At 63.0% G+C, this 13,123-nt stretch carries 13 protein-coding genes; 5 read left to right on the top strand and 8 right to left on the bottom strand.

The features are described from left to right. Positions 1–29 precede the first annotated feature (29 nt). A complete protein-coding gene (locus DBR16_RS11960) occupies positions 30–1,676 on the top strand; it encodes a hypothetical protein (protein WP_109261464.1) in 1,647 nt (548 codons plus the stop codon). Between the two features lies 1 nt (position 1,677). On the opposite strand, the gene DBR16_RS11955 is transcribed toward DBR16_RS11960, so the two are convergent. After that, a complete protein-coding gene (locus DBR16_RS11955; RefSeq protein WP_109261463.1) occupies positions 1,678–2,802 on the bottom strand; it encodes a PQQ-dependent sugar dehydrogenase in 1,125 nt (374 codons plus the stop codon). A 65-nt stretch (positions 2,803–2,867) separates the two neighbouring features. Here DBR16_RS11955 and DBR16_RS11950 point away from each other — a divergent pair, with 65 nt between their 5' ends. Next, a complete protein-coding gene (locus DBR16_RS11950) occupies positions 2,868–3,326 on the top strand; it encodes a hypothetical protein (RefSeq protein ID WP_109261462.1) in 459 nt (152 codons plus the stop codon). Here DBR16_RS11950 and DBR16_RS11945 read toward each other — a convergent pair. Both DBR16_RS11945 and DBR16_RS11940 read right to left on the bottom strand, forming a co-directional pair. After that, on the bottom strand, positions 3,323–4,552 hold the full coding sequence (locus DBR16_RS11945) for a polyhydroxyalkanoate depolymerase (protein ID WP_109261865.1): 1,230 nt from the start codon (positions 4,550–4,552) through the stop codon (positions 3,323–3,325). The two genes, DBR16_RS11950 and DBR16_RS11945, sit on opposite strands and share 4 nt — an antisense overlap. A gap of 27 nt (positions 4,553–4,579) precedes the next feature. Beyond that, positions 4,580–5,230 (bottom strand): SCO family protein, encoded by a 651-nt coding sequence (locus tag DBR16_RS11940; protein WP_233347803.1) that lies wholly within the window; start codon positions 5,228–5,230, stop codon positions 4,580–4,582. Between the two features lie 27 nt (positions 5,231–5,257). Between DBR16_RS11940 and DBR16_RS11935 the strand changes: the two genes are divergently transcribed. Then, the gene (locus DBR16_RS11935; RefSeq protein WP_233347801.1) at positions 5,258–6,655 is read left to right on the top strand and encodes an ActS/PrrB/RegB family redox-sensitive histidine kinase; all 1,398 of its coding nucleotides are present in this window, start codon (positions 5,258–5,260) and stop codon (positions 6,653–6,655) included. 30 nt (positions 6,656–6,685) lie between these two features. Then, complete coding sequence (locus DBR16_RS11930) at positions 6,686–7,234, top strand: ActR/PrrA/RegA family redox response regulator transcription factor (protein ID WP_109261460.1); 549 nt, start codon at positions 6,686–6,688, stop codon at positions 7,232–7,234. Here DBR16_RS11930 and DBR16_RS11925 read toward each other — a convergent pair. After that, complete coding sequence (locus DBR16_RS11925; protein ID WP_109261459.1) at positions 7,231–7,677, bottom strand: MmcB family DNA repair protein; 447 nt, start codon at positions 7,675–7,677, stop codon at positions 7,231–7,233. The genes DBR16_RS11930 and DBR16_RS11925 overlap by 4 nt on opposite strands. Next, the gene (gene rhuM, locus DBR16_RS11920) at positions 7,670–8,686 is read right to left on the bottom strand and encodes a RhuM family protein (protein WP_233347799.1); all 1,017 of its coding nucleotides are present in this window, start codon (positions 8,684–8,686) and stop codon (positions 7,670–7,672) included. The genes DBR16_RS11925 and rhuM overlap by 8 nt, the downstream gene beginning before the upstream one ends. Positions 8,687–8,747: 61 nt before the next feature. On the opposite strand from rhuM, the gene DBR16_RS11915 reads away from it, so the two are divergent. Next, complete coding sequence (locus DBR16_RS11915) at positions 8,748–9,173, top strand: metallopeptidase family protein (RefSeq protein ID WP_109261457.1); 426 nt, start codon at positions 8,748–8,750, stop codon at positions 9,171–9,173. Positions 9,174–9,188: 15 nt separating this feature from the next. Here the strand turns inward: DBR16_RS11915 and DBR16_RS11910 are convergent, their stop codons facing one another. The 3 genes from DBR16_RS11910 to DBR16_RS11900 are packed head-to-tail and all read right to left on the bottom strand — an operon-like array spanning position 9,189 to position 13,077. Further along, positions 9,189–10,763, bottom strand: coding sequence for a tetratricopeptide repeat-containing sulfotransferase family protein (locus DBR16_RS11910; protein ID WP_109261456.1), 1,575 nt, complete (start codon positions 10,761–10,763; stop codon positions 9,189–9,191). Continuing rightward, on the bottom strand, positions 10,760–12,361 hold the full coding sequence (locus tag DBR16_RS11905; RefSeq protein ID WP_109261455.1) for a tetratricopeptide repeat-containing sulfotransferase family protein: 1,602 nt from the start codon (positions 12,359–12,361) through the stop codon (positions 10,760–10,762). The genes DBR16_RS11910 and DBR16_RS11905 overlap by 4 nt, the downstream gene beginning before the upstream one ends. Next, positions 12,358–13,077, bottom strand: coding sequence for an NAD-dependent deacylase (locus tag DBR16_RS11900; protein WP_109261454.1), 720 nt, complete (start codon positions 13,075–13,077; stop codon positions 12,358–12,360). The genes DBR16_RS11905 and DBR16_RS11900 overlap by 4 nt, the downstream gene beginning before the upstream one ends. Positions 13,078–13,123: the final 46 nt, after the last annotated feature.

Genomic DNA, 13,123 nt, shown 5'->3' with positions numbered 1-13,123 from the left:
ATCCATCTGAATTTTTCCGGGGACCCTTCATGAAAAATGCCTTGATCATATCCGTATCCGCCCTTGCGCTGGTGGCCTGTAATGATGATTCCGCCAGCAATGGCGATATCGCCATTACGCCGGTGGACGAAGCCACCGCCGCCAGCGCGCTGGAAGCGCTGCACCTGGCCAATTCCGGGGATGGTGTTGTCAGCTGGGACAGCCGCAGTTTTGATGACGGCGTCTACACCTTCACCGGGCTGACCTTTGTCTTTCCTGAAGACGAGGAGAAGCGCGAGGGCGAAGAGGAAGAGGGCGCTTCGGCCGGTGTGGAATTCTCGACCAATACGATGACCGCCGAAAGCATGACGCTGGCCTCGCCGCGCTTTGATGCCGACGGCAATGTGATCTTCGACCGGCTGGCCATCAATGCGATGACGCTGGGCACGGATGATGACGAATTTGACGGCACGATTGACGGGTTTGTCATCGAGCAGCCCAGTGCCGACCTGGTGGCCACGCTCGCCCACGGATTTTCCGGCAATGCTTCGGAAGATGACGGATTTGATGAAGGGGACTGGACCTATGGCCTCTTCGCCGTCGAGGGCGTGAACATTGCCGGGACGGAAGATGGCAACAGTTTCACGGCCCGTCTCGGCCGTCTGGCGATTGACGATCTGACCGAGTTCACGATCGGCCGGTTCGAATTGCTGGATTTCGCCGTTGAAGGCATGGATGACGAGGTCGGTATCATCAATTTCCGCGTCGATGAAATGTCGGTAGACGGGATCGGCGAAGGCATCACCTATCCGTTCGCGGCGCAGTTCGCGATGATGGGCTCGGCTTTCTCGCCGGACACGCCGAATGAGGACGTCACGGCCGGGATGCCGGAAATGCCGGAAGATTTCGATCCGCTGGATGCCTATGACAGCGCCACGATCCGCGGCCTCAATGCCAATATCGGCGGCATCAGGGTGACGCTCGATTCCCTGACCGCCAATGCCGATGATGATGGTGATGAGGTCCGCTATGTCAGCGAAATGACGCCGCTGGTGATCGCTCCGGATGCGAATTATCCGCTGGGCGCGCAAATGCAGATGGGCCTCGGCATGCTGGGCTATCAGCAGCTCGAATTCGTTTCCGAAGGGGCCTCTGTCTATGAGCGCGAAGCCGACCGCGCCTATACCGATGGCGGCAATTATTTCGAGATGCGGGACGGTTTCCGGGTCGAGGTTGAAAGCGACATGTCCGGGCTGATGGCTTATTCCCTCGCGGCCCTGCAGATGGGCTATACGATGGACGAGCCCGATCCGGAGCAGGTGCTGAGCCTTCTGGACCCGCTGGTGCTCAGGAATTTCGTGTTCCGGCTTGAGGATTTGTCGCTTCTGGACCGCGCCCTGACGGCGGCGTCTGCCATGCAGGGCATGCCCAAGGAGCAGCTGCGGATGCAGGCCGGCGCAATGATCACCATGGGCACGATGGCGGCACCGGCGGAAATTCCGCGGGCTCTGCTGACGGAGTTTTCGACCGCGATGACGAACTTCATCGCCAATGGCGGCACGGTCGAAGTGCGGATTTCACCGGATAATCCGGTCCGCATTGCCGATCTTGTGGCGCAGGCGGAAGCCGGCACTCTGGATTATGAAGCGATGGGGATTTCCATCACCTCGGTGGCCCCGGAAGGCGACGCGGAATAGGTTAGCGCGACAGGCGGATGACCGAGCCATTATTGGCGTCGGTCAGCACATAAAGGCTGCCATCGGGTGCGGTGCGGATATCCCGCATGCGCGCGCCGAGATCGCCGAGAATAACGGTCTGCCCCTGTGGCAGGCCGTTTTCATTCAGATCGACGATGCGGATATGCCCTGAAGCGGTGTCCGCATTGCCCGGCTGCAGGGTGGCAATCAGGAGATCGCCCTGCCATTCCGGAAACATGTCTCCGCTATAGAGCGTCATGCCCGCCGGGGCGATGGACGGGTCCCACACCACAATCGGGTCGCGCATGCCGGGATAGGTTTCATAGGGGCTGATAATGGCCCCGGAATAATCAATGCCGAAGGTCGCAATCGGCCAGCCATAATTGACGCCGGGCGCGATGATGTTGACCTCGTCCCCGCCGCGCGGGCCGTGCTCGTGTGAAATAATCCGGTCCGTTTCCGGATCATACAGAATTGCCTGCGCATTGCGGTGACCCCAGGAATAGACGCCGGGTGCGCCATCCTCGATCTCCGGATTGTCTTCCGGGATGGACCCGTCCGCATTCAGCCGCACCGTCGTGCCGAAATGATTGGAAGGGTCCTGGGCTTCCTCGCGATAGTCAAAGCCTTCGCCGATGGTGACGATGAAGGTGCCGTCGGGCAGGAAGGTCATCCGCCCGGCATAGTGGGCGTCGGTATCCTTGGTGATATTGGCCTCGAAAATTGTCTCGACCTCGCTCAGCGCCCCATCGGCATAGCGCCCGCGCGCAATGGCCAGACGATTGGCCCGGCGATGGCCGGACGCATAGGTCAGATAGACCAGGCGATTGTCGGCAAAATCCGGGTGCAGGACGACATCCAGCATGCCGCCCTGGCCGGCGACATAGGGCTCCGGCGCACCGGACACCGGATCGGCCTGAAGACCGTCTTCTGTAATCCGCCGCAAATATCCACCGCGCTCGGTGACCAGCAATTCTCCCTCCGGCAGGAAAGCCAGCGACCAGGGATGCACCAGACCGGAGGCGATCACCTCGATTTCGCCATCAAAGGCGCTGTCGGGCAGCGCGTCCTGTGCCAGTGCCGGCGCGGAAAGCGTCAAAACCATCAGGGCGGAGCGGAACCACATAGTGTCACCTGTCTTTTATCGGGTTACAGTCGGGTTCGAAGATAGCGCACAAAACGGACTTTAACATGCCCGCCCGGATCAGACCTGTTATCGCCTACCTTGCCGCCGTCGTGACGGGCGGACTGGCGACAACCATCCTTTCCACCCAGGTCGTGTTGCAATATCTGGTCAATGCCGGAGCGGCCATGCCTCTGGACGCGCGGCTGGACGCGACGCTGGCGGACCTTGGCGGATTTGCGCCAACGCTGACCTTGCTGACGGCGATCGGCTATCTGATCGCCTTTCCGGTGGCGCGCCTTGTGTCCCGCCGGATCGGTGGCCTGCGCAGTTTCGGTTATGTCCTCGCCGGTTTTGTCACCATCATGGTGATGATCTATGCGATCGAGGTCTTCTACCAGGCCGTTCTGGCGTCCACGATCACGCCGATCGGCTCGGGCCGCGACTTATGGGGCCTGTTGATCATCGGGCTGGGCGGCGCGCTGGGGGGCGCCGTGTTTGCGCAGCTTGCGAAACGGAAGTCCTAGGCCCTGCGGCCCTTTTCAGCCATGAAGGCTTTCATCCGCGGCGCGATTTCGGTTTCAAACCGGCTGCCATTGAAGACGCCGTAATGGCCGACTTTCGGCTGCACCCAGTCCAGCCGGATATCGGCCGGAATGTTCGCGCACAGATCATGCGCCGCCTGGGTCTGGCCGATGCCGGAAATATCGTCATTCTCGCCTTCGACCGTCATCAGCGCGATATCGGTGATTCTTGACGGATCCACCTTGCGGCCGCGATGCTCGAATTCGCCGCGCGGCAGGGTGTGGTCCTGGAAGACGTCCCTGATCGTCTGGAGATAGAATTCCTCGGTCAGATCCATGACGGAGAGATATTCATCATAGAACTGACGGTGCTTGTCGGCGCTGTCGCCGTCTTCCTCGACCAGGTGGTTGAAGAATTGCCAGTGGGCATCGACATGGCGTTCCCAGTTCATCTGCATGAAGCCGGAAAGTTGCAGAAAGCCCGGATAGACGCGGCGCATCGCCCCGGGATAGGGGGCGGGCACGGTGTGAATGGCGTTGTTCTCGAACCATTCGAAAGGTTTTTCTTCCGCCAGCTTGTTGGGCACGGTCGGCGACAGGCGCGCATCGATCGGCGAGCCCATGAAAGTCATCGAGGCCGGGCGCAGCGGATCCTTGTCTTCGGCCATCAGTGCGCAGGCGGCCAGGGTTGGCGGGCCGGGCTGGCAAACGGCCACGACATGCACGCTTTCGCCGGCGGCGCGGATCATGTCGGCCACATGGTCGACAAAATCATTGAGATCAAAACGGCCCTCCGTAACCGGCACGGCGGCGGCATCGATCCAGTCGGTGATATAGACCTCGGCATCCGGCAGGAAGGTCTTGACCGTGCCGCGCAGCAGCGTGGCGTGATGGCCTGACATCGGTGCCACGAACAGAACTTTGGGCTGGCCGGACGGTGCCTTGTCCCGCTTGAAGTGAACCAGATTGCAAAACGGCGAGGACCAGACTGTTTCCGGGGTCACCGCGACGGTCTTGCTGTCAATCTCCGTGGTGGGCAGGGCCCAGTCCGGCTTGCCATAGCGCCGGGTCATGGATTCAAACAGATCGGCCGCCGCCGCAGTCGTGCGTCCCGCCAGCGTGTCGCCCATCGGATTCCACGGCGCGCGCAGTGTGCGGCGCGTGGCATTTGCAGCGGCGCGCCAGGGCGTCATCGCCAGTCTGCTGATCTCGATCATGCTGTAGAGCATGGAAACACCTTTCATGGCCACGCGGAATTATCGCGGGCTTTCCTCAAGGAAGTCTTGCAGCCCTTCAGCCAGCTGTGCCGGCGGCGTGCCATGGGCGTAAACGCTGTGGAATTCACCCTGCCGGTCCATCAGATAGATCAGCGAGGTGTGGTCCATGGTATACGTGTCTTCAGGCGCACCCGGTTCCAGGGCGCGGCGATAGATCACCCGGTATTCGGCGGCGGCCGCCGCAATCTGTTCCGGTGTGCCGGTCAGGCCGACAAGATTGGGGGGAAAGGCCGGGCTTTCGATATATTGCGCCAGCTGCTCCGGCGTGTCGCGCTCCGGGTCCACTGTGATCAGGACGGGCTGGAATTCATTGCGCCGGTCTTCGGGCAATGCTTCCAGCGCGGCGGCCATCACCTGCAGGGAGAAGGGGCAGATGTCCGGACAATAGGTGAAGCCGAAATAGATCAGCATGGGCCGTCCGGCAAAATCCGCCTCGGTGACCGTGGTGCCGGTGTGATCGACCAGTGTGAAAGGACCGCCGATATCGGCCCGTCCCGAGGAGATGACTTCGCCCTGTGCCGGTTGCGGACGCGCATCCAGCGCCATCAGAATGGCGAAGACCAGAACCAGGGCGCCAATTCCCGCTACCAGCGGGAAGACCCACATCGGAATGGCTGAACCTTGCTTCACACGACCTCCAGAATTCGGGACCGGAAGATGAACCCGTCTGCGCCATTGTGCAATGCAGCAAGGTGTAATCTGTCTGGTCACATTTATGCGATGCAGGATATAGAGGCGGTGATGGTGGATTCCTATGATCTGAGCCAGGAGGCGCCGCCGCCCGGCATTGCGCCTTTCTTTGGGCGTGTGCGGCTGCGCACCCTGATCGTATTGCGCTGGCTGGCGATTTTCGGCCAGGCGGCCACACTGCTTTTTGTCAGCCTGGTGCTCGATTTCGAGCTGCCACTGGCCCTGTGCGGCGGCGTCGTTGCGGCCAGTGCCGTACTCAATCTCGGCCTGATCATCACCCGCGATATCCAGAGGCTGACCTCGCATCATGAAGCCTTTGTCCAGCTTGGTTTTGACGTATTGCAATTGTCCCTGCTGCTGTTGCTCACCGGCGGATTGCAGAATCCCTTTGTGGTGATGCTGGTGGCGCCGGTGACGATCGGCGTGGCGGCCCTGCCGCCCCGCCATGCGCTGGGGCTGACCGTCATCGGACTCGCCGGGATGGCGGCGATGGCGGTCTTTGCCCTGCCGATGCCCTGGATACGGGGAGAAACCCTGCATCTGCCGCTGCTCTATGAGGCCGGCCTTGGCGTTGCCTTTGTCATCGCCGTGGCCTTTACCGCCGCCTATGCCTGGCGCATCGGGCGGGAGGCCAAGCGCATGGGCGCCGCCCTCGCCGCGGCGCAGGCCATTCTCGCGCGTGAACAGAAACTGTCCGCCGTCGGCTCGCTGGCGGCCGCGGCGGCGCATGAGCTGGGGACGCCGCTGGCCACGATCCAGCTGACGGCAAAGGAGATTGCGCACGGGGCAAAGGACCCGGCGCTGAAGGAAGATGCCGAATTGCTGGTGTCCCAGGCCAAACGCTGCCGTGACATCCTGCAGCGGCTCTCGGCGCAGCGCGAAGCCCATGACAAGATGCATGACCGGATCGCATTCCGGGACGCGCTGGATGAGGTCTGTGCGCCGCTGCGCGGGCTCGGCACCTCCATCACCCTGCGCGCCGATGGCGAAGGCACGGCGCCGTATCTGGCGCGCCAGCCGGAATTTCTCTACGGGCTCGGCAATCTGGTCGAGAATGCGGTTGAATTTGCGGCCTCGGCTGTCACGGTTGAAGGCGAATGGAATGAAAAAACGGTGCGCATCACCCTCAATGATGATGGCAAGGGATTCGCGCCGGATGTGCTGAGCCGTATCGGCGAGCCTTACATCTCCCGGCGGTCGGGCGAAGTGGGCGGCGGTATGGGGCTGGGCACTTTCATCGCCATCACCATGATTGAACGTCTGGGCGGCAAGGCCCGCTTCGCCAATGGCGGCCCGCTGGGCGGGGCGCTGGTCCAGATCGAATGGCCGCGCAACCGGGTGGAAGCGCCCGCCGAACCGGTCTAGATATTCAACAAAAGATCAAGAGTAAGCGATATGACCGATATTCCGCTCGACCTTCCGGACGACAAATCTCTTCTCATCGTGGATGATGACGCACCTTTCCGCACGCGGCTGGGCCGTGCCATGACCAGCCGCGGTTTCGTCGTTTCGGCGGTCGGCACAGTGTCGGAAGCCTTAGAGATTGCCCGCGGAAATCCGCCGGCCTTCGCAGTCGTGGATCTGCGGCTGGAGGATGGCGACGGGCTGGATGTCGTCCGCGCGCTGCACGCCTCGCGCGATGATTGCCGCGCCGTCATGCTGACCGGCTATGGCAATATCGCGACCGCCGTGGCTGCGGTGAAGTCCGGCGCGATCGATTATCTCGCCAAGCCGGCCGATGCCGACGATGTGGTCAAGGCGTTATTGTCGCCGGGTGAAAAACCGGCCCCGCCGGAAAACCCGATGTCGGCCGACCGGATCCGCTGGGAGCATATCCAGCGCGTCTTCGAGCTCTGCAATCACAATGTCTCGGAAACTGCCCGGCGGCTCAACATGCACCGGCGGACCCTGCAGCGCATCCTCGCCAAGCGCGCCCCGCGCTAGGGTTCCAGCCGCCCCAGCCGCTCTGCCGCGCAGCGGGCAAAGCGCAGCATGACCGATTTGCGCCGCGCCGCATTGACCGGATCGTGCGGGCTTTCGCGGACAATGGCGGCCCCGAATCCGTCGGCGATGATCAGACCGGCCTGCTCCGGCAGGACATCGTGCGGGAAGCGGTCGGACACCGCAAAATAGAGCCGGTCGCACCAGCTCCAGTATTCCATCCACTTGGTATCGGCGCGGAAATCCGCGAGGCCGGACTTGATCTCGACGACCGTCATCTCGCCCTTGGGGCCGAGCGCGAACAGATCGGCGCGGCGCCCGGATTTCAGGGAAAATTCCGGGATCGCCGTATAGCCCATATCATAGAGCAGGCGGGCCGCGCCGCGTGCCAGCAGGCGGGCATCATCAATCGCCGGATTGGCAGCAGAGGCGAGCGGACTATCCATCGGGGGTCTCCTGCCGAAGGGCGCGGCGGCGTTCAGCGAACTGTTCATACTGGGCTTCTGCGTGCCTGTCCGCCTCTTCGCGGGTCACACAGCCCTTATGCTCGAGCACGGGCCGCTCGTTGAATTTCAGGAATTCGGCCAGCTTGGCTGCTGCGGCGGCCATCGTTGTCAACCGGCCCTGGTCGAGCCGGTCCTCGAAGAAATCGAGCAGCATGATGGTCAAACGGTTCTTTTCCCGGATTTCGGAATCACCGAGATAATTATGCGCGACAATGACATCCTGCTTGCGGATGTCGGTTTTGGGCCAGTTGGTCAGACCCATATTCTCGATGCCGGCATTGGCGCGGTCCAGAATGATTTCCGGCGCGGTCAGGCTGGTCACGGCCCACAACAGACGATTCTGCATCATCGCAAAAAAGTCCCGCGCAGATTGCGACCGACCATCGTAATCCTGACACAGGGAACAGATTTTACGGACTTCGCGGAAGACATTGGCTTCAGACGCCCGGATATCACGGATGATGTCCCGGAGTTCGCGGATGCGGTCCTGATCTGCGGCGTCGCGCAGCCGTGGCTGATCTATAACAAAGCCCTTCGTCGCAAACTGAACCAGCTTGTCCGTTGCCCAGCGCCGGAACAGCGTCGCCTGTTTCGAGGACACGCGGTAGCCGACCGAGATGATCATATCGAGGCTGTAGAGGGTTGCAGGGCGGCCCATACTTCTTTGCAATTTATGCAAAGAAGTCGCTTCTTCCAGTTCGCCTTCTTCCAGAATGTTGCCAATGTGCCGGGATATGGTGGCAATATCCCGCCCGAACAGGTCAGCAATCTGGGCCTGGGTCATCCAGAGTGTCCGGTCCGCATAGCGGAATTCGGCAATGGGACCGTCCTTACCCTCATAGAAAAGGATGCGGTCGCCGGTCCGGTCATCCTCGACCAGCCGGACCGGTTCGTCGGGCGCATCGCTCATTTCCATGAGGGCGCTCAGCCTGTCCTGCTCTTTCGTCAAAACTCAGCCCCGGCGCGCAAAAAGAAACCGATTAGCATGTTCCCTGTATGTTCGCAATGGCATGGCCGCCCGTCCAACCTATATGGGCAGGATGAGCCCACACCCGGATATCGATGAATTCGCCGGCCTCGCCGAAGAGGCGCTGAACGAATTGCCCGCAGGCTTCCGCAAGATGTGCGGCAATGTCTCCATCCGCATTGCCGATTTTGCCGACAGGGAAACGCTGGCGCATTTCGGCATCGCCGATCCCTATCAGCTCTCCGGCCTCTATCACGGCATTGATCTGACCCAGAAATCGGTCATTGATCCGGTGACCTTCCCGGATCAGGTCTGGCTCTACCGCAAGCCCATTCTTGCCGAATGGCAGGCGCGCGGCGATGTCAGCCTGAAATTCCTGATCGCGCATGTGCTGGTGCATGAGATCGGCCATCATTTCGGCCTGTCGGACGAGGATATGCACGCCATCGAGGATGCGGCCGGCCCGTAGCTCACCCGCCCACGGTCAGTCCGCATACCCCCAGCGCTCCGCCCAGGGGTCGAGCACGGGGCGGACGGATTGCAGGGCGAAATCATAATCGCGCCAGCGTCCGGCCGAGCTCTGATAGACGGGCTGGACAATCTGCGGCGCCGACGGGGTCGAGATGAAGCGGTCCCGGGCTTTTTCGCGATAGGCTAGAACCTCATCGCTCCACTCCCGCTCCAGGAACGCAATCACCCGCCGGGCCTGCGCTTCGAGATCCGCGACGCAATCTTCATATCGCACCTGCAGGAGCCGGTCGCCGGGCAGGGTTTCCAGACCTGTCAGCCCGGCCTGCATGGCCGCGTCATAATAGGCGGCGGCATCATCCAGACTGAGCATGCGGTACATGGCGGCATTCATGCCGAAGCGCTGTTTGAAGGCTGACAGCACACAATCGCGCGGATCACGCAGGGCCAGCAGGAATTTTGCCTCCGGAAACACCGCCGCGAGTACGGGCGTCCATGCCAGATTGAGCGGCAGCTTGTCGATGAAGACGCGGCCCGCCTCCGGCGCGCCCGCACGCCAGCCGTCCCAATAGGCCTGCCGCAATCCGGCGCGTTTTTCCGGCAATGTCCCGAAAAAGGCGCGCCAGGCGTCCGGGTTGTGACCGGCGGACTCGATCAAGGGTGTCGAGAGCGGCCGCTCGTCACTGGTGTCAATGTCCGGATGCGCGGCGAGCACACTCTCCATCAGGGTCGTGCCCGAGCGCGGGAATCCGATCAGGAAGACGGGGGCTGGTCCTTCAAGCCCCGTTTCGCGGTCAAAGTCCGGCACGTCAAAATCCGCCCATTGCTGCACGGCCGGAAGGGCAAAGCCGGTCTTCACCGCCTCGAAGGCGGGGGCGTAATGTGTGCGCAAGCCGTCATTGGCGCGGGCCCAGGCGGCAAAGGCGCCTTCATACTCGCCGGCGTTCTCGAGCGCCTCTCCCATCTTGCCCAGCGCCAGCGCGGCATTGACCGGCTGGGCATCGGCGGCCAGCCGGGTCGAGACCAGCTCTGCGGCATCGGCATACGCGCCGTCCGCAATCAGGGCCGCGGCCTTGACCGACAAGGCCAGCGGGTCGCCGGGTTGCTGGGCCAGCGCGGCATCGGCTTCCTTGCCGGCGGCGTCGAGATCATGGATCTGCTGCAGGCACCAGGCGAGATTGCGGCGGCTGGGGAGGTGATCGGCTTTCGCTGCGAGCGCCCGGCGATAGGCCAGAATGGCGGTCTTCATCCGGCCGTCATTGGCCAGGGTGCGGCCCAGATTGAAAGCGGCATGGACAAAAGCTGGATTGATCGAGAGCGCCTGTTCGAAGGCGGCAACGGCCTGATCAATCTTGCCAAGATCGGCCTGGCAGAGGCCAATCAGATTGGGAAAATCGGGCACCAGCGGGTGGGTGAGGGCCAGCACCTTGAACGCGCCCAGCGCGGCATCGGTTTCCCCCATGGCGCGCAAGGCCAACCCCTCCAGATACTTGGCATTCGGATCGCCCTCCGCGGCGCGCGCAATTTCCAGCGCTTCCAATGGCCGGCCGGCCTGCAAGCGGGCGAATCCCTGCTGGAGCCTGTCACTCATTCTGCTTCATACCCGTATCGCTCGATCCAGGGTGCCAGCATGCCCTGTACCGGCGCCAGTGCAAACGCATAGGACCGCCATTTCCCGATCGAGGAGGCATAGAGCGGCTGGACCACTTGCGGCGCCGATGGCGTCTTGATGCGTTTGGTTTCCGCTTTCTCGCGATAGTCCTCAATGGCCGGATCCCACTTGAGGCCCAGAAAACGGATCAGGGGCTCCATCACCGCCTTGTAGTCCGCGACCACATCTTCATAGCGCACGGTGTGAACCGGCACCGCATGATCAGACGCCAGAGCGGCCTGACCAGCCTGCATGGCGGCCTCATAGAGCCGGGCACAGTCGGCCATCTCCAGCGTCCGGTACATTTCCGGATTGACGGCAAAGCGCTGCTGGAAGGCGGAGAGCACGCAATCGCGCGGATCCCGCAGGCAGAGAATGATTTTCGCATCCGGGAAAATCCGCATGAGCGGACCCAGCCAGACCAGATTCATCGGGTATTTGTCGATGAAGACCTGCCCGGCCTCCGGCGCTCCTTGCGGCCGGGCGCTGCGCCAGTAGGCGGCGCGCAGGGCGTTGATCTCATCGCCGCCAAGCGAGGACAATCGCGCCAGACGCTCCGGCGTATCGCCGATCGCCTGGATGATGGGCCCGATCGCGTCCTGTTCCTCCAGCGTCTCGATGCCGGGATGGGCATCCAGCATCTGTTCGAGCAGGGTCGTTCCGGAGCGCGGGAAGCCGACCTGGAAGACCGGTGCCGGGCCGGTCAGGCGGGTTGTCTCTGCCGGAGCCGGATCATGCGCGGCGAACCAGTCCGCCAGACGCTGGGCCGAGGCCAGCGAGCGCGGGCCCTCATATCCGGCAAAGCGAACCTCCCAGCTTTGCCGCTGTATCCGGTTGGCCTGCGTCCAGGCCTCGAAAGCCGCGCGATGATCTTGCAGCCTGTGACAGGCCTCCCCCAGCCGGCCCCAGGCGACGGCCAGTGGGGCTGGCGCACCGCCTGCCGTTTGCAGAAAGCCATCCAGACGCGCCCGCGCGCGGGCGGCATCACCTTCGGCCAGGGCCAGCCCGGCCTGCGCCGACCGGACCGGCAGCGCATCGGCCTCAATGGCTTCGGCCCGGGCCAGCCAGGCTTTCGCCCCGGGCAGGTCGCGCAATGACAGGCACAGCGAGGCGGCCAGCGCCGGGGGTTCGGGGTTTTGCGGCTGCAATGCGCCCAGCTTTTCATAGACCGCCAGCGCAGCGTCCGGGCCGGTTTCGGCGAGGAGGCCGGCCAGATTGCCCAGCGCCGGAATGTGCTGCGGGGCCAGTTTGGCGGCCCGCTCGAAATCGCGCCTTGCGCCTGTGGTATCGCCCATATCCCGGCGGCACAGACCGGCCATGTTGATGAGATCCGGCTGGTCCGGCAGGGCCCGGTTCAGGCGGTCGAGAATGGCCAGTGCATCGCCGGACCGGCCCGCCATCCGCAAAGCGGCGGCGCAGAGATAATGTGCGTTGGCGTCATTGGGATTGGCGCGCGCGGCGGCCTGGGCGGCCTGCAGGGCGGCTTGCGCATTTCCGGCATCGAGCGCCGCCCTTGCCTGTTGCAGAAGCGCGCTCATGCTGCAAACGCCCGGGCGATGACCGTCTCGCACCAGTCCGGCACGGTTGCGGTCGCCTTGCCGTAAAGGGTGTGATGGAAATTGTGCCCGCTTTCGCCCGCTTCCAGCGAGAGCTCCCAGGTCTCTGCTCCGGCGCGTGCCGCCTCTTCGGCAAAGCCCGCCGCCGGCCAGACCGCGCCGGAGGTTCCGATGGCGGCGAAATGCGTGGTGCGGCTTAAACGCTCGAATATCTCTTCCATGCCCATCGGCATTTCCCCGAACCAGACGACGTGCGGCCGCAGCCGGCCCTCGCGGCCGCAGGCCTGACAACTCATCGCGATCGACAGATCGGCGGTGCACGCCGTGAGGTCGCCACAGGCGGCGCAGCGGGCCCGCAGGAGCTCACCATGCATGTGAATGAGACGTTCCGACCCGGCGCGCGCGTGCAGATCATCAATATTCTGGGTGACCAGCAGAAATTCTCCGCCCGAGCGCACCCAGGCCGCTTCCAGCGTGGCCAGCGCGGTGTGGGCGGCATTGGGCTGTGCGTCCAGCAATCCCTTGCGGCGCGCATTGTAGAAGGCGTGAACCATCACTGGATCTTCGGCAAAGCCTTCCGGCGTGGCCAGCTTCTGCCAGTCGAATTGTGACCATATGCCGTCCGTATCCCGGAACGTGCCCAGCCCGGATTCAGCGGAAATACCGGCGCCGGTCAGTATGAGAAGCGATGGTGTCATGGGCCGCAGTCTGCCGTCCCGCTGCGGCGAGGCCAACCGCAAGCGG

The organism is Hyphobacterium indicum, from assembly GCF_003129605.1.
GTDB classification, from domain to species: Bacteria; Pseudomonadota; Alphaproteobacteria; order Caulobacterales; family Maricaulaceae; genus Hyphobacterium; species Hyphobacterium indicum.
This window is presented reverse-complemented; position numbering and strand designations above follow the sequence as displayed.

Excerpts from the sequence above, each read along its gene's own strand:
- DBR16_RS11960 (WP_109261464.1), top strand. The coding sequence starts at position 30 with ATGAAAAATGCCTTGATCATATCCGTATCCGCCCTTGCGCTGGTGGCC.
- DBR16_RS11955 (WP_109261463.1), bottom strand. The coding sequence starts at position 2,802 with ATGTGGTTCCGCTCCGCCCTGATGGTTTTGACGCTTTCCGCGCCGGCA.
- DBR16_RS11950 (WP_109261462.1), top strand. The coding sequence starts at position 2,868 with ATGCCCGCCCGGATCAGACCTGTTATCGCCTACCTTGCCGCCGTCGTG.
- DBR16_RS11945 (WP_109261865.1), bottom strand. The coding sequence starts at position 4,552 with ATGCTCTACAGCATGATCGAGATCAGCAGACTGGCGATGACGCCCTGG.
- DBR16_RS11935 (WP_233347801.1), top strand. The coding sequence starts at position 5,258 with ATGAACCCGTCTGCGCCATTGTGCAATGCAGCAAGGTGTAATCTGTCT.
- DBR16_RS11930 (WP_109261460.1), top strand. The coding sequence starts at position 6,686 with ATGACCGATATTCCGCTCGACCTTCCGGACGACAAATCTCTTCTCATC.
- DBR16_RS11925 (WP_109261459.1), bottom strand. The coding sequence starts at position 7,677 with ATGGATAGTCCGCTCGCCTCTGCTGCCAATCCGGCGATTGATGATGCC.
- DBR16_RS11915 (WP_109261457.1), top strand. The coding sequence starts at position 8,748 with ATGGCCGCCCGTCCAACCTATATGGGCAGGATGAGCCCACACCCGGAT.
- DBR16_RS11910 (WP_109261456.1), bottom strand. The coding sequence starts at position 10,763 with ATGAGTGACAGGCTCCAGCAGGGATTCGCCCGCTTGCAGGCCGGCCGG.
- DBR16_RS11905 (WP_109261455.1), bottom strand. The coding sequence starts at position 12,361 with ATGAGCGCGCTTCTGCAACAGGCAAGGGCGGCGCTCGATGCCGGAAAT.
- DBR16_RS11900 (WP_109261454.1), bottom strand. The coding sequence starts at position 13,077 with ATGACACCATCGCTTCTCATACTGACCGGCGCCGGTATTTCCGCTGAA.